The sequence below is a fragment of the Arthrobacter sp. AOP36-F1-5 genome, from assembly GCF_058137995.1.
On the sequence record NZ_CM176892.1, the window covers coordinates 2,473,369 to 2,492,827 of the forward strand.

16 protein-coding genes are annotated in these 19,459 nt (G+C 68.4%); 5 read left to right on the plus strand and 11 right to left on the minus strand.

All coding sequences use genetic code 11. The annotated features are described in order from the left end of the window. The first annotated feature begins 197 nt into the window (after positions 1–197). A complete protein-coding gene (locus AC3ZI9_RS11380) occupies positions 198–842 on the plus strand; it encodes a VOC family protein (protein ID WP_444555264.1) in 645 nt (214 codons plus the stop codon). 75 nt (positions 843–917) lie between these two features. Here the strand turns inward: AC3ZI9_RS11380 and AC3ZI9_RS11385 are convergent, their stop codons facing one another. From AC3ZI9_RS11385 to AC3ZI9_RS11420, 8 genes are read right to left on the minus strand one after another with little or no spacing between them, the layout of a single operon-like run. After that, positions 918–2,078 carry a GDSL-type esterase/lipase family protein gene (locus tag AC3ZI9_RS11385; protein ID WP_444561614.1) on the minus strand — a complete coding sequence of 387 codons (1,161 nt, stop codon included), beginning with the start codon at positions 2,076–2,078 and terminating at the stop codon, positions 918–920. After that, positions 2,078–2,662: a TetR/AcrR family transcriptional regulator gene (locus tag AC3ZI9_RS11390; RefSeq protein WP_444555262.1), complete on the minus strand. Its 585-nt coding sequence runs from the start codon at positions 2,660–2,662 to the stop codon at positions 2,078–2,080. The genes AC3ZI9_RS11385 and AC3ZI9_RS11390 overlap by 1 nt, the downstream gene beginning before the upstream one ends. A gap of 55 nt (positions 2,663–2,717) precedes the next feature. Continuing rightward, positions 2,718–3,461, minus strand: coding sequence for a CPBP family intramembrane glutamic endopeptidase (locus tag AC3ZI9_RS11395; protein WP_444555261.1), 744 nt, complete (start codon positions 3,459–3,461; stop codon positions 2,718–2,720). A 9-nt stretch (positions 3,462–3,470) separates the two neighbouring features. After that, a complete protein-coding gene (hutI, locus tag AC3ZI9_RS11400; RefSeq protein ID WP_444561615.1) occupies positions 3,471–4,691 on the minus strand; it encodes an imidazolonepropionase in 1,221 nt (406 codons plus the stop codon). Further along, positions 4,688–5,932 (minus strand): formimidoylglutamate deiminase, encoded by a 1,245-nt coding sequence (locus AC3ZI9_RS11405; RefSeq protein WP_444555259.1) that lies wholly within the window; start codon positions 5,930–5,932, stop codon positions 4,688–4,690. The genes hutI and AC3ZI9_RS11405 overlap by 4 nt, the downstream gene beginning before the upstream one ends. Next, entirely contained in the window at positions 5,929–7,206 is a 1,278-nt protein-coding gene (locus AC3ZI9_RS11410) for an allantoate amidohydrolase (protein WP_444561616.1), read from the minus strand. Before AC3ZI9_RS11410 ends, AC3ZI9_RS11405 begins: the two co-directional genes overlap by 4 nt. Position 7,207: 1 nt before the next feature. Further along, positions 7,208–8,902 carry a urocanate hydratase gene (gene hutU, locus AC3ZI9_RS11415; RefSeq protein ID WP_444561617.1) on the minus strand — a complete coding sequence of 565 codons (1,695 nt, stop codon included), beginning with the start codon at positions 8,900–8,902 and terminating at the stop codon, positions 7,208–7,210. Beyond that, positions 8,899–9,615 (minus strand): IclR family transcriptional regulator, encoded by a 717-nt coding sequence (locus AC3ZI9_RS11420; RefSeq protein WP_444561618.1) that lies wholly within the window; start codon positions 9,613–9,615, stop codon positions 8,899–8,901. The genes hutU and AC3ZI9_RS11420 overlap by 4 nt, the downstream gene beginning before the upstream one ends. Positions 9,616–9,762: 147 nt before the next feature. On the opposite strand from AC3ZI9_RS11420, the gene hutH reads away from it, so the two are divergent. Further along, a complete protein-coding gene (hutH, locus tag AC3ZI9_RS11425) occupies positions 9,763–11,325 on the plus strand; it encodes a histidine ammonia-lyase (protein WP_444561619.1) in 1,563 nt (520 codons plus the stop codon). Between the two features lie 30 nt (positions 11,326–11,355). After that, positions 11,356–11,958 carry a HutD/Ves family protein gene (locus AC3ZI9_RS11430; protein ID WP_444561620.1) on the plus strand — a complete coding sequence of 201 codons (603 nt, stop codon included), beginning with the start codon at positions 11,356–11,358 and terminating at the stop codon, positions 11,956–11,958. On the opposite strand, the gene AC3ZI9_RS11435 is transcribed toward AC3ZI9_RS11430, so the two are convergent. Beyond that, the gene (locus AC3ZI9_RS11435) at positions 11,955–12,419 is read right to left on the minus strand and encodes a MarR family winged helix-turn-helix transcriptional regulator (protein WP_444561621.1); all 465 of its coding nucleotides are present in this window, start codon (positions 12,417–12,419) and stop codon (positions 11,955–11,957) included. The genes AC3ZI9_RS11430 and AC3ZI9_RS11435 overlap by 4 nt on opposite strands. Before the next feature lie 118 nt (positions 12,420–12,537). Between AC3ZI9_RS11435 and AC3ZI9_RS11440 the strand changes: the two genes are divergently transcribed. Next, on the plus strand, positions 12,538–15,816 hold the full coding sequence (locus tag AC3ZI9_RS11440; protein ID WP_444561622.1) for an efflux RND transporter permease subunit: 3,279 nt from the start codon (positions 12,538–12,540) through the stop codon (positions 15,814–15,816). Positions 15,817–15,879: 63 nt separating this feature from the next. Here AC3ZI9_RS11440 and AC3ZI9_RS11445 read toward each other — a convergent pair whose 3' ends face one another. After that, positions 15,880–17,079 carry a glycine C-acetyltransferase gene (locus AC3ZI9_RS11445; protein ID WP_444561623.1) on the minus strand — a complete coding sequence of 400 codons (1,200 nt, stop codon included), beginning with the start codon at positions 17,077–17,079 and terminating at the stop codon, positions 15,880–15,882. A gap of 24 nt (positions 17,080–17,103) precedes the next feature. Next, a complete protein-coding gene (tdh, locus tag AC3ZI9_RS11450; RefSeq protein ID WP_444561624.1) occupies positions 17,104–18,153 on the minus strand; it encodes an L-threonine 3-dehydrogenase in 1,050 nt (349 codons plus the stop codon). Between the two features lie 131 nt (positions 18,154–18,284). Here tdh and AC3ZI9_RS11455 point away from each other — a divergent pair, with 131 nt between their 5' ends. Next, positions 18,285–19,205, plus strand: coding sequence for a LysR family transcriptional regulator (locus AC3ZI9_RS11455; RefSeq protein ID WP_444561625.1), 921 nt, complete (start codon positions 18,285–18,287; stop codon positions 19,203–19,205). The last annotated feature ends 254 nt before the right edge of the window (positions 19,206–19,459 follow it).

Below are 19,459 nucleotides of genomic sequence, written 5' to 3' on the forward strand. Positions count from 1 at the left end.
TTGTGGATCGGGGCGGCCGCCGCAACAACGCGGCGTCAATATGACCGCAGGGCGCAACATTCCTCCCCCTCCCCCGTCCGGTCCCCCTCCTGACGGCCGCGATGGAGGCCCGGGAAACGGGTCGAGGAAAATACGAACCATGGTGATTTAGGGCACCCTAAGTCGAGACGCACCTCACAAAGTGCGATCATGAAGCCATGATGAGGTTGGATCACGTTTCGTACGCATGTGGACCAGACGGGTTGGCCGCGACGGCCGCCCGTGTCGGCAAGACTCTGGGGATCGAGTCCGTCAAGGGAGGCATTCATCCCCGCTTCGGGACCAGGAACGTCATTTTCCCGTTGAAGAACACCCAGTACCTGGAGGTCGTGGAGGTCCTGGACCACCCGTCCTCGGACAAGGCGCCGTTCGGCCAGGCCGTCCGGGCCCGATCGGAGATGGGTGGCGGATGGATGGGTTGGTGCGTCGCCGTTGACGACCTGGCCCCGTTCGAGGAACGTCTGGGCCGGTCATCGGTCCCGGGCAACCGCAAGTTCCCCGACGGCCAAGAACTGACGTGGCAGCAGATCGGCATCAAGGGCCTGATCGCCGACCCGCAGGTGCCCTACATGCTGCGCTGGGATACCGGCACCGAGGACCTGCACCCCTCCCGGGCATTGGATCCGCAGGGGCATATCTCCGGGATCGCGATCGCCGGTTCGGTCGAACGGGTCCGCGAATGGCTGGGCACCCCCTCGGAGTCGCCGTTGGGCGATGTCGAAGTCCAGTGGGAGGCCCCCAATGGCACCCCGGGAATCATGACGGTGACCTTCGAGACCCCCTCGGGGACCATCACCCTCTGATCCGCTCACGGAGGTGGAACACCGAACGACGGCGGCCCGCGGGCCGCCGTCGTTTTCGCTCTGTGCCGTCCCGGATCAGTGCCGCGGCACCGCCGCGAAGGGTCCGTCGGCGGCGAAGACCCGATCGGCGAAGCGATCGCCGATCAGCTGATGCGTTGCGGAATCCGGATGCAGGTTGTCCGGCAGCGGCAGCTCGGCCTCGTCCGGGGCCCCATACAGCTCGAGTCCGTCCAGGAAGTACAGGTTCGCATCGTCCGCCCGGTCTTCGACCAGGGAGCGCATCTCGCGGCGGATGACCTCCAAGGTCAGCCGTCCCGCCGATTCATCCCCTGGGGTCCCCGTCGCGCTGAACTTGACCTGGCTGGTCCCCAGGCTCTCCGGGACGATCGTGCCGGGGCCCGACGTGCTTTCGTGAATCGGGCAGAAGATCGGGGAGATCAACACCAGCGGCGTGGTGGGATGCCCCTCGCGGATGGTGTCAAGGAATCCGTGGATGGCCGGGACCAGGGTCCGCACGCGCATGGCATCCAGGTTCACGATGTTGATGCCGAGTTTGACGCTGATGACGTCCGCTGGCGCATCGCGGATCACCCGCGCCATGAAGGGGTCCACGAAGCAGCTGCCCCCGAAGCCGAGGTTGTGCAGTTCGACCCCGCCCCGGCGGGCTGCCACGGCGGGCCAGATCCCGCTGGGGGATGCCGCGTTCGATCCCTGGCTGATGGAGCTGCCGTGGTGGACCCACAGCGGACGGGTCCGGGGCGCGGGGTGGAGCGGCTTGTCGGAGCAGAGGCTGATCAACTCCAGGGATTCATTGTGGGGGAGGTGGAATTCGAGCGTCTTCTCCGTTGGCGCGAGGCCCTCCACGACGGTTGTGTGGTGGGGCCCGGCCACGTGGTGCATCGAGCCGGCGGCCATGTCGATTTCCACGGCGTCCCCGCCGGTGAGTTCGTCGCCGAGCTGGAGGCTGCCGTCGACGAAGACGTCGATGCGGCCACGGGGCCTTTCGCTCCCCCGGAACGCGGTGTGCGTCGAATGGGAGACGAGCTTGATCCGGGTCGCAGTCGTCCTCACGACAATGCGGACGCCCGCGGGCTGGGATTCACGGTCCATGAGGGTCTGTTCAGGGTATTGCCGGCGCACCCAGGCCGGCAGCCGGTGGATCCGCATCCCGTCGGGGGTCTGCTCGAGTTCGGCGGCGCCCCGGACGAGGTCTGTGGTGAGGTCGGTCGTGATCATCAGTGCTCCTGCTCTGTGGTGGTGGGCCAGCTAGCCAGGGCGCGGTCGAGGGCTTCCAGGGCGCGATGCCAAGACGTCCGGGTCTGCTCGTCGCGGTGCTCGAAGGAGGAGGCCCGTTCCAGGGCCAGGAACCCGTTGACCGTGGCGCCCATGAATCGGGTCGCGTGCACCAGTTCGGTCTCCGGCAGGCGGTAGCCGCGGAGCACCGAGAAGGTGAGGTCAACGAGGCGGATGGCCCCCGCGGAGCGTGCGGTCTTCGGCGTGGCGGGCCGTGCCAGGACGGCCCACCGGCCGGGGTGCTGCCCGGCGAAGTCGCGCTGGGCTTCACCCAGACCCACGAGCGCCTCGTATCCGGAGCGCCCAGCGATCCCCGCGGCCACCGCCTCGGCCACCTCGCCGAGGACGAGTTCGTGCACCCCGTCCAGCAGGGCTGCCAGATCCTTGACATGCGAGTAGAGGCTGGCCGGGCGGACGCCCACCTCCCGGGCCAACGCCGAGACCGTGATGGCCTCGAAGCCATCCCGGTCAGCCAGTTCGGCGGCTGCCTGGACCACTGCTGCCTGGTGAAGGGGTGCACGTTTCATGCATTGAACCTACACCCTGTAGGCGTTTGCCTACAAGCTGTAGGTCCAGGGGTGGCTAGGTTCCCAACCCGATCGCCGAACCGATGAGCGAATACCCCACGAAACCGGCGATATCCAGCAGCGCATGGGCGATGACCAATGGCATGACCCGGCCCGTCCGGGTGTAGATCCAGCCGAAGATCACCCCCATGACGGCGTTGCCCAGGAACGGACCGAACCCCTGGTAGAGGTGGTAGCTGCCCCGCACCACCGCGCTGGTGAGGATGATCGGCCAGGTCCCCCAGCCCAGCTGCCGCAACCGGTCGAAGAGGTACCCGATCATGATCGTCTCCTCCAGGATCCCGTGCCGGATGGCCGAGAGCACCAGCACCGGGATGGTCCACCAATATGGTTCCAGCGCCTCGGGGACGAGGGCCGTGGTCACCCCCAGCGTCCGGCCCACGGCGTAGAGCCCCAGGGTGCCGACCCCGATCAGCACGAAGAGCCCCACCCCCTGCCATGAATCCTTTCCGGGCCGGCGCAGATCGAATCCGAGCGCACGGAACCCGTTCCTGCCGGCCAGATAGAACAGGTAGAACACCAGGGCGACCGGAACCAGGGCGAACATGATGTCCATCAGCTGGTAGGTCAGATCAAAGTACTGCCGGTTGCTGAGCGAATTATTCAGCGTGGTCGTCTGTGATCCCAGCGGGCCGCGGCTGAGCTTGTCGATCAGCGAAACGATCGCGTAGAGGGCGGACTGCCCCAGCGAGAGCCCCAGGACGATCAGGATTTCCGGCCACAGGCTCTTGCTACGCATAGGTGAATACTAGGCCAGTGGCGCGGACCCCACGGCGGTCCGATCCACCCGCTGCCCGGCCCGCCAGACGGCCCCGGTCAACGGCATGCCCGGTCGGTAGGCCAGATGGGCCGCCGACGGTGCGTTGAGCAGCTGCAGATCCGCCCGTTTGCCGACCTCGATGCTGCCCACCTGGTCCTGCACCCCCAGGGCCAGGGCCCCGCCCATCGTCGCGGCCTGCAGGGCCTCGGTCAGGGACAGGCGCATCTGCAGCACCGCCGTGGAAACGCAGAAGGCCATCGAACTGGTGTAGCTGGTCCCCGGGTTGCAGTTCGAGGCCAGGGCGATCTGGACGCCGGCGTCGAGCAGCCGGCGCCCCTCGGCCAGCGGCTGCCGGGTCGAGAGGTCGCAGGCGGGCAGGCAGGTCGCCACGGTCCCGGATTCCCCCGTTCCGCTCGCGGCATCCCAACCGGACCAGGATCCGGCGAGCGCGTCGACATCCGCCTCGTCGAGGTGGTTCACATGGTCCACGCTCGCGGCCCCGAATTCCACGGCCAACCGCACCCCCGGCCCGGGACCGAGCTGGTTGCCGTGGACCCGCAGGCCCAGGCCCGCATCACGGGAGGCGGCCAGGACCCTGCGGGATTGGTCTTCGGTGAAGGCGCCGCGTTCGCAGAACACATCCGCCCATTTCACGTAGGGGCGCACGGCGGAGAGCATGTCGGAGCAGACCAGATCGGTGTATTGTTCGGCGTCGGCGCCCGGCGGGACCAGATGGGCGCCCAGATAGGTGACCTGGTCCACGATCGTGGAGGCGATCCGGGCGTGGCGGGCTTCCTCGGTGACATCCAGGCCGTAGCCGGTCTTGGTCTCCAGGTAGGTCGTCCCCCCGGCGGCGGCCTCGGCCACCCGGCCCATGAGCAGTCGGGTGAGTTCGTAATCGGTGGCGGTCCGGGTCGCCTCCATGGTGACGCTGATCCCCCCGGCCGCGTAGTCGGCGCCGGCCATCCTGGCCTCGAATTCGGCGGCCCGGTCCCCGGCGAACATCAGGTGGGTATGGGAATCCACCCAGCCCGGCAGCGCGGCCCGGCCCCCGGCGTCGTACACGGTATCCACCGCCGGGGCCTGGCGGGGATGCCCGATCCAGGCGATACGCCCCCGGTCCATGACCACGGCGGCACCGGCCAATACCCGTGCGTCAGGGTCCAGCGTGGTCAATTCCCCGACATTGGTCACCAAGGTGGCACTCATGCGAACTCCCGATGCTCGTAGATGAAGGTCCTCAACAAGGCGGCAGGATCGCCGAGCCGGGTGTGGATTCCCTCCCGGGCGACCTCGACGCCATTGATGACCACAGCGTGGACGTCGGCGGCGGTGGCCGTCAAGGGCAGCTGGGCCACCCGGCTACCGGCGGTGCGCAGACTACCGGCGTCAACCAGGAGGTGGTCGTCGTTGCCGGGCAGGGACAGGCTGCGCAGCCCCCCGGCCCGCGAAGCCGCCGACAGCTCCGCCGGGGCGAAGCGGCCGCGGATCCCGCTGCGGAGGCGTTCACCGTATTCCAGGGCCCGCATCTCCAGATACGGGTCGATGACCGCATGCTGGTCGGTGCCCAGGGCGAGGTTCGCCCCGGCGTCGACCAGGGCCCGCGCCGGGCCGATGCCATCGGCCAGATCGGCCTCCGTCGTCGGGCACATCACGATCGAGCAGCCGGCGGCCCCCAGGGCGGCGATATCGGCCTCGGTGAGGTGGGTGGCATGGACCGCCGACAGGCGTGGACCCAACAGCCCCTGCCCGGCCAACAGGGCGGTGGGGCTCACCCCGTGGGCGGCCAGGCACCCCTGGTTCTCCGCGGGCTGCTCGGAGAGGTGCACATGCAGCGGCTCGCCCGGTTCCAGGGCCGCCGCGATGACCGGCAGGGCCTGGAGAGGGACGGCCCGTACCGAGTGGAGGGCCGCGCCCAGAGTCACCAGGCCCGCCCCGTCGGCCCCGGTGGCGGGTTCCTCGGAGGCCAGGGCCGCCCGCAAGGCGGCATGGCGGCCCACCCACCCGGCGGCGTCTCCGTCGGAGAAGCGTCGTTGGGTGGCATTGAGCTCCACCGGGGCCCCCTCGGCATCGAGTCCGCCGGACAAATAGCAGGTGTCCAGCAGGACCAGTCGGATTCCCGCGGCCCGGGCGGCCCGGGCCAGAGCGCGTTCCATGTCATGGTCGGGATAGGGGGTGCCATCGGGGCCATGGTGCAGGTAATGGAATTCGCCGACGGCGGTGAACCCGCTGACCACCATCTCGGCGAACACCGCGGTGGCCAGCTGTTCGTAGCCGGCCGGATCCAGCTGGTCGGCGGCGGCATACATCCGTTCGCGCCAGGTCCAGAAGTCCCCGGCCCCACCGGTCGCCCCCTCATGGGTGCGCCCGCGCAGGATCCGGTGGAAGGCATGCGAATGCGCGTTCACCGGGCCCGGCACCTTCACGAGGTCTTCCGCGGCCCCGCTCACAGCAGGTCCTCCAGCGCGTCGGCCAGGGCCACGGTGCCGGCGGTGGCGTCCTCGTCCTCGACGTGCTCCTCGGGCGAATGGCTGATGCCCGAGGGGTTGCGCACGAAGAGCATCCCGGTGGGGACCTCGGCAGCCAGCACCCCGGCGTCGTGCCCGGCACCGGTGGACAGGGCGGGGGCCGCAGCAGTGGTGCGGCGCACCGAGTTCTGCAGGGTCCGGGTGAGGGTGGCATCGAAATGCACGGTGCCCGAATAGGATTCCTCGGTCATGGTCACCGAACAGCCTTCGAAGGCGGCGATCTTCTGTGCCTGGCCGTGGATCCGCTCCACCAGCATGGCGGTGACCGCATCGTCGGGGTGGCGCACATCCATCCAGAAATCGATCCGGGAGGCGATGACGTTGGTCCCGCCGGGGAGTGGTTCCAATCGTCCGACGGTGGCCCGCGCCCCGGTCTGGCCTGCTGCGGTCTTCCGGACGGCCAACACCATCTGGGCGGCAGCGACCATCGGATCGGCCCGGTCGGTCATCAAGGTGGTTCCCGCATGGTTTCCCTGCCCGGACACGGAGAACCGCCAGCGGCCGTGTCCGAGGATCGAGGAGGCCACGGCCACCGCGGGTCCGCGGCCGGCCGCATCGACATGGTCCTCACCATTGAGCCCCAGCCCCTGCTCGACGTGCAATTCGACGAAGTCGCCGATCCGGGCCAGTGCCGCCTCATCGCGTCCCATGGCCGCGGGGTCCAGCCCCTGGGCCTTCGAGGCCTCGGCGAAGGTGGTGCCGGATCCGTCGCGCAGGTTCAGCGCCCGCGTCGGCTCGATCGCCCCGGTGAGCAGCCGCGACCCCAGGCAGGCGACCCCGAACGCGGAGCCCTCCTCCTCGGGGAACACGGCGATGGCCATGGCCCGGTGGCGCTGCAGGTCCCCCGCGGCTTCACGGGCGGCCAACACGTCATGGGCGGCCAGCGCCGAGGCGACCCCGAGCGGGCCGTCGAAGGCCCCGCCGCCGGGGACCGAGTCCAGATGCGAACCGGTGACCAGGGCCCCGCGGCGCCCCTCGGTGGATGCGGCGCCGGGCAGATCCCACCAGGCCCAGATGATGCCGTTGGGATCGCGTTCGACGGCGAGACCACGGCGGGTGGCCTCGGTGGTGAACCATTCACGCAGTTCCAGCTCGGGGGTGGAGTAGACGGGGCGGGTGTAGCCGCCGCGGCGCCGATCGCGTCCGGTGTCCGCGATGGCCGCCATCAGTGAATTGACGGTGCTGATCTCGTTCATGCTATTCCGCCATCGGGATGCGCACGCCGCGTTCGGCAGCGACTTCGGAGGCGCGGTCGTAGCCGGCGTCGACGTGGCGGATGACGCCCATGCCCGGGTCGTTGGTCAGCAGGGCCTCGAGTTTGGCGGCGGCCAGCTCGGTGCCGTCGGCGACGGAGACCTGCCCGGCGTGGATCGAGCGGCCGATGCCCACCCCTCCCCCATGGTGGATGGACACCCAGGTGGCCCCCGAGGAGGCGGCGGTCAGGGCGTTGAGCAGCGGCCAGTCGGCGATGGCGTCGGAGCCGTCGGCCATGGCTTCGGTTTCGCGGTAGGGGCTGGCCACCGACCCGGCGTCGAGATGGTCACGGCCGATGACGATGGGGGCGGAGACCTTGCCGTCGGCGACCAGCTGGTTGAACAGGAGCCCTGCCTTGGCCCGGTCGCCGTAGCCGAGCCAGCAGATGCGGGCGGGCAGGCCCTCGAACTCCACGTGCTCGGCGGCGGCGTCGAGCCAACGGTGCAGGTGGGCGTTGTCCGGGAAGAGTTCCTTCAGCGCCTGATCGGTGACGCGGATGTCCTCCGGGTCCCCCGAGAGCGCGACCCAGCGGAAGGGGCCCAGCCCCTCGCAGAAGAGCGGACGGATGTAGGCCGGGACGAAACCGGGGAAGGCGAAGGCCCGGGCGAAGCCGCCCTGGCGGGCCTCGTCGCGGATGGAGTTGCCGTAGTCGAAGACCTCGGCTCCGGCGTCCTGGAATCCGACCATCGCCTCGACGTGGACGGCCATGGATTCCTGGGCCTTCTTGGTGAAGCCGATCGGATCGGCCTGCGCCTCGGCGTCCCACTGTTCCAGGGTGTATTCCACCGGCAGGTAGGACAGCGGATCGTGGGCGGAGGTCTGGTCGGTGACGATGTCGATGCTCAGCTCCCCCGCCCGGTGTCGGCGCAGCAGCTCGGGGAAGACCTCGGCGGCGTTGCCGACGTAACCGACGGAAAGCGCACGCTGCTCGGCCTGGGCGGCCAGGACCTTGGCCAGGGCGGTGTCCAGGTCGGTCTCCACCTCGTCGAGGTAGCGTTTGCCTTCGCGGCGGCGCAGCCTCTCCTCGGAGACATCCACGATCAGGCAGACCCCGCCGTTGAGCGTCACGGCCAGCGGTTGGGCCCCGCCCATGCCGCCGCAGCCACCGGTGAGGGTCAGCGTGCCGGCCAAGGTACCGTCCTGGTCCCCGGTGAGCTTGCGGGCGATGGCCCCGAAGGTCTCGTAGGTGCCCTGCAGGATCCCCTGGGTCCCGATGTAGATCCAGGAGCCGGCGGTCATCTGCCCGTACATCATCAGGCCTTCGGCCTCCAGCTTGCGGAATTCGGGCCAGGTGGCCCAGTCCCCGACCAGGTTGGAGTTGGCGATCAGCACGCGCGGGGCCCATTTATTGGTGGTGAACACCCCGACGGGTTTGCCGGACTGGACCAGCAGGGTCTCGTTGTCCTCCAGGGTCTCCAGCGTGCGGGTGATGGCGTCGTAGGCCTCCCAGGACCGGGCGGCCCGTCCCGTGCCGCCATAGACGACCAGGTCCTCGGGGCGTTCGGCGACCTCGGGATCCAGGTTGTTCATCAGCATGCGCAGCGGCGCCTCGGTCTGCCAGGACTTGGCGGTCAGCCCGGTCCCGCGGGCGGCACGGATGGTGCGGGCGGGGTCGTGCTGGGTGAAGGACTGGCTCATGCCGTCTGCTCCTTGCTGTCGGCGTCGTCGCCGGCTTCGGTGTCGAGTTGGTGGGTGGTGAGGATGCTGTGGGCTTCGGCGGCGACCTGGCGGCCGATCCGGGTGACCAGTTCGGGGTCCATCCGGTACGACGGCGCAATCACCGACAGGGCAGCGATCACCCGGGTTTCGTCCCCGCGGCCCACGGTGATGGGGGCGGCGATCGCCGTGACGTCCTTTTCGACGCCGCGGTCCACGACCACGTACCCGGCCGCTGGGGTCCTGCCCCGCAGGACGGCCCCGACGGCACTGTTGTCGAGCGGGACGCTCCGGCCGACCCAGGAGGTGTGGCGCACCGAATGCGTCCCCTCCTCCACCGCGATGTAGATGCTGTGCCGCGCCGCCGTTCCGCCGACCGAGGGGACGCTGAGATAGGCGGACTCCCCGGTGGCCGCCACCAGATGACGGAGGGATTCCATCGCCAGCGAGACCAGGGATTCGTGGCTCAGCGCCTGGGCACCGAGCTGGACGATCCGCATTCCCGGCCGGTAGCCGGCTTCCGGTTCGCGGCGGACGAATCCGCTGGATTCCAGCGTGCGCAATAAGCGCAGGGCGGTGGAGGCGGAGAGCCCGGTCTGTCGGGCCGCCTCGGCGAGGCTGAGATGCCCCGCGTCGCAGACGGAACCGAGCAGGTGCAGTGCCCGCTCCACCGTGCGGGTGGACGGTTCGGCCATGTCTCCTCCTGGTTCGTTGCCTCCGGGTGGATCAGACGGTTCACTGTCTTGCCACCAGACAAAATTTACGTTTCACTTATTGAAACGTGAATGCCACTACTTGGCAAGCCCTTCTATCCGGGAGGCACCCAACGAGAGGAACACCCCATGGCAGAGACCATCACCCTGAGCCCAGCGCCACTGGCCGCCCACGACGTCGTGCAGGTCGCCCGTCATGAGGCACGGGTCGAGATCTCCGGGGAATCGCTGTCCGCCATGGCCGAATCCCGTCGGGTCATCGACGGGCTGGTCACCGACACCCGGCCGCATTACGGGGTCTCCACCGGCTTCGGCGCCCTGGCCACCAAGCAGATCCCGGTCGAGCTCCGGGCCCAGCTGCAGCGTTCACTCATCCGCTCCCATGCCGCCTCCTCCGGCGCCGAAGTCGACCGGGAGATCGTGCGGGGACTGATGCTCAACCGCCTGCACACCATGACCACCGGGCGGACCGGGGTCCGCCCCGAGGTCGCCCGCGCCTACGCCGCAGTGCTCAATGCCGGAATCACCCCGGTCGTGGGGGAATACGGTTCGTTGGGTTGTTCCGGGGATCTGGCGCCACTGTCGCACTGCGCGCTGGCCGTCATGGGCGAGGGCAAGGTCCACAACGCCGCCGGGGAACGCGTCGAGGCCTCCGAGGCCCTGGCCGCCGCCGGCCTCGAACCGATCGTACTGGCCGAAAAGGAAGGCCTGGCACTGATCAACGGCACCGACGGCATGTTGGGGATGCTGCTGATGGCCGCCGAGGACCTGCACCGCCTGGTCGCCACCGCCGACCTGTCCGCGGCCATGAGCATCGAGGGTCTGCTGGGCACCGACGATGTCTTCGCCGCCGATCTGCACGCCCTGCGCCCGCATCCGGGGCAGATCACCTCGGCCGCGAACATGCGCGCCGTACTGTCCGGTTCAACACTGATTGCCGAACAGAAGGAAGGCTCGCACGCCTTCACCCGCGTGCAGGACGCCTACTCGCTGCGCTGCGCCCCCCAGGTCCATGGCGCCGTGCGCGCCACCCTGGCCCACGCCGAATCCGTGGCCGAACTGGAATTGGCCTCGGCCATCGACAACCCGGTGGTCACCACCGACGGACGGGTCGAATCCAACGGCAACTTCCACGGCGCCCCGGTCGGCTACGTCCTGGATTTCCTCGCCATCGCCGTGGCCGATCTGGCCTCCATCGCCGAGCGACGCACCGACCGGTTCCTGGACAAGGCCCGCAGCCACGGGCTCAACGCCTTCCTCGCCGATGATCCCGGGGTGGACTCCGGGCACATGATCGCCCAATACACCCAGGCCGGAATCGTCTCCGAACTCAAGCGCCTGGCCGTCCCCGCCTCCGTGGACTCGATCCCGAGTTCGGCCATGCAGGAGGACCACGTCTCGATGGGGTGGTCCGCCGGGTTGAAGCTGCGCCGTTCGATCGACGGCCTGCAGCGGGTGCTGGCCGTGGAGCTGCTCACCAGCGCCCGCGCCCTGGACATGCGCGACGGCGGTCTGGCGACCTCGAAGTCCTCCCCGGTCGTCGACGCCGTGCGCACGGCGATCCGCCAGGTGGTTGAAGGCCCGGGCACCGACCGCTACCTCGCCCCCGAAATCGAGGCGGTCCACACCCTGGTCGCCGACGGTACGGTGCTGGCAGCAGCCAACGGTGCCGCGGAGTCGGCACTACAGTAGTCGCCACACCCCCGACGTCAGGACCTGCGCATGAGCACCCCCACCCCGGCCCACCTGATCCGTTTCGCCTCCCTGTGCGCCGAACGCTGGCGCAACGGGGGTGGCTCCACCGTGGAGATCGCCCGTTCACAGCCGCCGGGATCCGGTACCGGGGCCCCGGCCCCCGGTACCGACTGGAATTGGCGTCTCAGCGTCGCCGAGGTCTCCCGCGCAGGCGCCTTCTCCGCGTTCCCGGGGTGCGAAAGGATCCTGACGGTCATCGAGGGGGAATTCATGCTGCTCACCATCGACGGCGTCGACCACGGGTTGCAGAAGTACCGGCCGTTCCGTTTCGAGGGCGGGGCGGACACCGGGGCCACCCTGCCGGAGGGCCCGATCAGGGATCTGAACCTGATCACCGGGCCCGGCCACCGGGGCCACGTGGTCATCCTCGAACTGTCGAAGAAGCGCCCGCACCCGGTCTTCGACGACCAGCACGCGGTGTTCCTCCACGGCAACGCGGTGGTGTCGGGCGGTCCGGGGGAGGAACCCCTCGGACTTGAACGGCTCGACACCGTCATCGGCAACGATGCGGCGCCCCCGGAGATCTCCGGGCGGGGTTTCCTCGCCGTCGTCTCCCACGACCGCCGCTAGAGGGATCCCGGCGGGGTCTCCCCGTCGACCAGGGCGACGGCGGCCAGGGCCTCGAGCCCCTGGACCAGGGCCCGCAGATCGGGGACCGCCAACCGGGCCATCGCGGCCTTGCGATACCTGTCGGCGTCGATGATCACCGAGTGGAGCATCTGCCGGCCACTATCGGTGGCCACCAGCCGGCGTGAACGGCCGTCGCGTTCATCGCGGATCCGTTCCACGACCCCGTGGCCGACCAGCCGGTCCACGATCCCCGATACCGTGGCCAGGGACACGTGGAGGATCTCGGACATCCGCTGGGATGTGGCATCCCCGTTGGCGGTGATCACCACGGCCAGGGCCTTGAGCTGCTGAACGGTCAGGGGCAGGGAGAGCAGCGCCTCCAGGGAGGCATCCCGACTCATCCTGTCGGCATTCGATTCCAGCGCCTCGATGCGTCCCATCAGTGCTTCCCGCTCGTCCATGCCCCTCGTTCCGTCCTGGACCGCAGCATCCATACCCATTGATGCTTAGCCACAAGCTATGCTTATTCGGTCACAGCTTACCGGCTGATCGTCCCCCTGCCTGCCGAAGGATCCACTCGTGCACCATCTCGCCCGCCTCAGTCTGGCCAACCGGGCTGTCGTCGCGCTCCTGACCCTGATCATCGCCGTGGCCGGCTTCGTGTCGATGGGTTCGCTGAAGCAGGAGCTGATCCCCCCGATCAGCATTCCCCAGACCACGATCCTGACCACCGCCGTCGGGTCCAGCCCCGAGCTGATCGACGAACAGATCAGCCTGCCGCTGTCCAAGGCCGTCAAGGGCGTCAGCGGGGTCGAAACCGTTTCCGCGTCCTCGGCCCCGTCGGTGTCCACCATCACGGTGTCCACCGAATACGGCCTGGACCAGGACAAGGTCGAATCAAGTCTGCGCGAGGCCATCGATTCGGTCTCCTCGAAACTCCCCGAAGGGGCCGACCCCGAGATCCTGGCCGGCAGCACCTCGGATATTCCGGTGGTCATGTTGACGGCGTCCTCCGACGCCTCCGCCGAAGACCTGAGCCACAGCCTGGAGAAGGCAGTCCTGCCGGAGATCCAGGGCATCGAGGGGGTCCGTGACGTCCAGCTCAGCGGTGAGACGAAACAGCGGATCACGATCGACCCCGACGCCAAGAAGCTCGCTGCCGCCGGGCTGGGACAGCAGGCGATCTCCTCCGCCCTGAAGGCCAATGGAACGACCCTGCCCGCAGGCACCATCGTCGAGGACGACCAGTCGGTGTCGGTCCAGGCCGGCAACGCGATCGAATCCCTCGATGCGCTCAAGTCACTGCCCCTGCTGCCCTCCGCCCCGGCCGCCGGTGCCGACGGCCAGGGAGCCCTCGGCCAGGAGGGTCCGGGGCAGGATGCCCCGGGTCAGGGTGCCCCGGGTCAGGACTCGAAGGCCCCGGAGGGCCAGGCCCCTGCCGCCCCCGCGGCCCCCGCCAGCGGGCCGGTGAAAACCATCGGCGACGTCGCCTCGGTGAAGGTGACCAACGAAAAGCAGACCTCCATCACCCGGACCAACGGCGAGCCCAGCCTCTCCGTCCAGGTCACCGCGCTGCCCGATGCCGACATCGTTTCCATCTCCCACGCGGTCAACGACAAGCTCGATGGGTTCAAGGACGCGCTGGGCGCCGGCGCCGCCATCACCCCGATCTTCGATCAGGCGCCCTTCATCGAGCAGTCGATCAACCACCTGGCCATTGAGGGCCTGCTGGGACTGGCCTTTGCCGTCATCGTCATCCTGGTCTTCCTGCTCTCGGTGCGTTCGACGCTGGTCACCGCGATCTCCATCCCGATCTCCGTGCTGGTGACGTTCATCGGACTCAATGTGGGCGGCTATTCGCTGAACATGCTCACCCTGGGCGCCTTGACCATCGCCATCGGCCGTGTGGTGGACGACTCGATCGTGGTCATCGAGAACATCAAACGACATCTGGGCTACGGCGAGGAGAAACGCCACGCCATCCTGACCGCGGTGAAGGAGGTGGCCGGGGCGATCACCGCATCGACCCTGACCACGATCATGGTCTTCCTTCCCATCGCCCTGGTCGGCGATGTGGTCGGGGAACTGTTCAGGCCCTTCGCCCTCACGGTCGCCATCGCCATGCTCTCCTCGCTGTTCGTGGCGCTGACCATCGTCCCGATCCTCGCCTACTGGTTCATGCACCAGCCCCAGCAGGACGTCGACCCCGCAGAGGTCCGCGCCGCCTCCGAGGTGAAGGAACGCAAGAGCCGGCTGCAGCGCGCCTACCTGCCGATCCTGCGTGGCACCCAGCGCCACCCGGTCTGGACACTGGTCGGCGCCGTGATGATCCTGGTCCTGACCGCCGGCATCCTGCCCTTGTTGAAGGTCGACTTCCTGGGCAGCACCGGGCAGAACAGCCTGCAGGTCACCCAGGAGTTCGAGACCGGGGCCGATCTGAAGACGATCAGCAGCCAGGCCGAGGCCACCGAAAAGGCCCTGCTGGATTCCGACGGCGTCGAGAGCGTCCTGCTCACCGCGGGGGTGGGCGGCGAAGGCCTGGCCGCCATGCTCGGCGGTGGCGCCGATTCGGCGTCGTACACGGTGAACACCGATCCGGATGGGGACCAGAGCGCCATCAGCGAGGGCATCCGGAAGCGCCTGGATGCCTTGCCCGACGGCGAGGACATCTCCGTGGGGGAAGCTGCCGCCTACGGCAGCAGCACGGTGGACGTGATCGTCAAGGCCCACGACGACAAGAAGGCCCTGACCAAGGCCTCCGACCAGGTGCTCTCCGCGCTCAAGGACACCGCCCACACCACGGATATCGCCAGCGACCTGGCGGCCGACCAACCGACGATCGAGGTCGTGGTCGACCGCGCGAAGGCCGCGAAGTCCGGGCTGACCGAAATGCAGGTCTCGGGGATCGTGGCCTCCGCCGCCAACCCGCAGGCCGTGGACAGCATCCGGCTCGACGGCAAGGACCTCTCGGTCTACGTCGACAGCGGGACCTCGGTGTCCACATTGAAGGAACTCAAGGACTCCCCGGTCCCCAGCGCCACGGGGATGAAGAAGCTCTCCCAGCTCGCCGACATCAAATCCACCAGCGTGCCCGCCTCGGTCAGCCGCCAGGGCGGCCAGCTCGTGGCCACCGTCTCGCTGACCCCCGAAGATGGCGAACTCGGAGCGGTGACCTCCTCGGTCACGGACGCCGTCGATGACATCGACCTGCCGGCGGGGGCCTCGGTGGAGATCGGTGGGGTCAGCGCCCAGCAGACGGACTCCTTCAAGCAGCTGGGATTGGCCATGCTGGTCGCCATCGCGATCGTCTACCTGCTGATGGTGGCCGAGTTCAGGTCCCTGCTCCAGCCGCTGATCCTGCTGGTGTCGATCCCGTTCGCGGCCACCGGGGCGATCCTGCTCATGCTGGCCTCCGGCAAGCCGTTGGGGGTGGCCTCGATGATCGGCTTGTTGATGCTCATCGGCATCGTGGTCACCAATGCGATCGTGCTGATCGACCTGGTCAACCAGTACCGACGCCAGGGCCAAAGCGTCCGGGATGCCGTGATCAACGGGGCCCGGCAGCGGTTGCGTCCGATCCTGATGACCGCGCTGGCGACGATCTTCGCCCTGACGCCGATGGCCCTGGGCGTGACCGGATCCAGCGGGTTCATCTCCCAGGACCTGGCCATCGTGGTCATCGGTGGGCTGGTCTCCTCCACGGCACTGACGTTGATCCTGGTCCCGGTGTTGTACCAGCTGGTCGAAGGCCGGCTGGAGAAGCGTGGACAACGCAAGGCAGCCAAGGCGAAGCCGCATGGAGTCCACGCGGCCCCGGTTGAGCCGGATCTGCCACCGAACACCGCCACCCACCCGTAGGCAGGGACGAAGGAGGCCGATCCGCTACTGCGGATCGGCCTCCTTCATGGTGCGGTGCCCCGGCTACCGGGCGGAGATGAAGGCCTGCACGCAGGCCTCGATGTCCTCCGGTGAATGCGCTGCCGAGAGCTGGACGCGGATGCGGGCCGCATCGCGGGGGACCACCGGGAAGCTGAACGCCGTGACGTACACCCCGTGCTCGAGCATCGTGTCGGCCACGGCGGCGGCCTTCGCGGCGTCACCGAACATCACCGGGATGATCGCGTGTTCGCCGTCGAGCAGTTCGAAGCCCTCCTCGGTCATCCGCCGACGGAACAGTGCGGCGTTCTCGAACAGCCGGGTGCGCAGCTCCCCCGAATCCACGACCAGTTCCAACGCCTTCAGTGTCGCGGCGACGATGGCCGGGGCCAACGAGTTGGAGAAGAGGTACGGCCTGGCCTTCTGGCGCAGCATCGCCACGATCTCGGAGCGACCGGCGACGTAGCCGCCGGAGGCACCGCCGAGGGCCTTGCCGAAGGTCCCGGTGTAGATATCGACCCGCTCCGACACCCCCGCGTGTTCCGGGGTCCCGGCACCGGTGGCCCCCATGAAGCCCACGGCGTGGGAGTCGTCGACCATCACCAGGGCCCCGAATTCGTCGGCCAGGTCGCAGATCTCCTGCAGGGGGGCCAGGAAGCCGTCCATGGAGAAGACCCCGTCGGTGACGATGACCGATCGGCGGGGCCCTGCCCCGTCGTTCATGGTCGCGGCCTCGGTCAGCTTCCCGCGCAGGTCGTCCATGTCCTGGTTGGCATAGCGGAACCGCTTTGCCTTGCTCAGACGGATTCCGTCGATGATCGAGGCGTGGTTCAGGGCATCGGAGATCACGGCGTCCTCAGGGCCGAAGAGGGATTCGAACACTCCCCCGTTGGCGTCGAAGCAGCTGGAGAACAAGATGGTGTCCTCGGTGCCCAGGAACTCCGAGACCTTCCCTTCCAGTTCCAGGTGCAGGTCCTGGGTGCCGCAGATGAAGCGCACCGAGGCCATGCCGAGGCCGCGCTCATCCAGCGCGGTCTTGGCCGCTTCGACGAGCCGGGGGTCATCGGCCAGCCCCAGGTAGTTGTTGGCGCAGAAGTTCAGCACGGCGCGCGCCGGGGCGCCAAGGGCCCCGGCGGCGATGTGGCTGGACTGGGCGGAGTCGATCCGGCGTTCGTGCTTGAACGTTCCGGCGTCGCTGATTTCCGCCAGTTCGGCGGTGAGCTGGTCCTTGAGGGTGGAGTACATGGTTCTTCCTTTCGGAACAGACGTTTAGTTGAACACGGTCCAGTCGAGAATGACTTTTCCGCCTTGGCCGGCCCGGGCGGCTTCGAATCCGGCTTCCCATTCGGTGGCCGGAAGCCGGTCGGTGACGATGGAGGAGATGCGCTCGCGCAGTTGGGCATTGGAACCGAGCATGGCGGACATGGCGTACCAGGTCTCGTACATCTCCCGTCCGTAGATGCCCTTGAGCGTGAGCATATGGGTGACGACCTTGCCCCAATTGATGTCGATGGCGGTGCTGGGCAGACCGAGCATGGCGATCTTGCCGCCGTGGTTCATGTTGTCGATCATCTCCGGCAGCGCGGTGGCGTGACCCGACATCTCCAGGCCGATGTCGAAGCCCTCGACCATGCCCATTTCCTGTTGCGCCTCACGGATCCGGTTCGCGGAGACATCCACGGCCAGATCGATGCCCATGCTCCGGGCCAGGTCCAGCCGGGCGGCGGAGACGTCGGTGATGACGATCTTGCGGGCCCCGGCATGGCGGACGACTTCGGCGGCCATGAGCCCGATCGGACCGGCCCCGGTGATCAGCACGTCCTCGCCCACCAGCGGGTAGGCCAGCGCGGTGTGCACGGCGTTGCCGAAGGGGTCGAAGATGGCACCGAGTTCGGGGGTGATGGATTCGTCGCGGTGGACCCAGGCGTTGGTTTCGGGGATCACCACGTATTCGGCGAAGGCCCCGTCGCGTTGGACGCCGACGGAGACGGTGTTGATGCACATCTGTCGTCGTCCGGCGCGGCAGTTGCGGCACATCCCGCAGACCACGTGGCCCTCGCCGGAGACCTTGTCGCCGAGCTGGACGTGGGTCGCCAGTTCGCCGACCTCCACGACCTCGCCGTAGAACTCGTGGCCGGGAATCAGCGGGGCGTCGATCATGGAGCGGGCGGCATCGTCATAGGCCAGGATGTGCAGGTCGGTGCCGCAGATGCCGGCGGTCTCCACCCGGATCTTGACCTCATGCGGGCCGGTGACGGGTTCGGGACGATCAACAAGCTCCAGGCCCTCGTGCGGACCGGATTTATACAGTGCCTTCATGGGATCCTTACTGGCTACAGACGTCGGGCGGCAGTCGAACACCGCCTCCGTCCCCAGTCTGACACCGGGAGGACGACTTCAACGGTTAAGAACATACGACATTATCTGAAGCGACGATTTAGGATGGTCTAATGGAAGTCCATCAGTTGCAGATCCTCCGCGAACTCGGTGACCTCGGCAGCGTCCGGGCCGTCGCCGCCTCGATGTTCGTGACCCCCTCCGCGGTGTCCCAGCAATTGGCCCTGCTTCAACGCGGTGTCGACGTCCCGTTGACCCGCAAGGAGGGCAGGACCCTGGTGCTCACGGAGGCCGGCCGGATCCTCGCCAACGCCGGTGCCGCCGTCATCTCCTCGATGGCCGAGGCCCGGGCGGCGATCGGAAACTACCAGAACGACGCCGCCGCCCCCGTCACCCTCGCCGGCTTCCACTCGGTCGGACAGTCCCTGTTCGCGCCGCTGTTGGCCCGGTTGAAGGCGGCCCAGGGGCCGCAATTGCTCTTCTCCGACGAGGACGTCGCCCAGGACGATTTCCCGGCTCTGACGTCCCGCTATGATCTGGTCCTGGCCCACCGGATGGACCACACCCCACCCTGGCCCGGACAACAAGTCTCCGTGGTGCCCCTGGCCCACGAGCCGCTGGACATCGCCGTACCCACCGGACACCGGCTGGCAGGACACCGGAGCGTGACCCCCGCCGACCTGAGGGGTGAGCGATGGGCGGTCAGCCGCGAGGGGTACTCCCCCGCGGACATCCTGGGGGCCATTGCCGCCGTCTCCGGCGGTGCCCCCGAAATAGTCCACCGGATCAACGACTACGCCACCGTCGCGGAGCTGGTCGGTACCGGAAACGTCTTGGGGGTCATCCCCCGTTACACGGCAGGCGCCTCGGTAGGTCAGGGAGTGGTGCTGCTGCCACTGGAGGGCATCGCCAACCGGCGCCGCATCGACCTGCTGGCCCGTCCCGAGTCGTTGCGCCGGCTCTCGGTACGGCGGGTCGCCGACGCCCTGAGGGAGACCATGGCCGAACGCGCCGCGGAGACCCACGATCATTGATTGCCGAAGGCACTCCCGCCCGGCCTCCCGGTTCGTACTGCCGAGGAGGGCGGCTGCCTCCTCGGGATTTGCTGCCTGGCCTCCGCACATGCTCCGAGCCCAAGGGCCACGGCCTGCGGCCATGGTAGGGTCCACCTGACGTCGAGACCCTGGTCCCTGTCTCAAATCCATGCTGGGCATCATGGGCATTCCCAGCTGATTCCAAGGAGCCGCCCTGAGCCATGAACCCACCTGGTTGTTCCCAGGAGCCATCC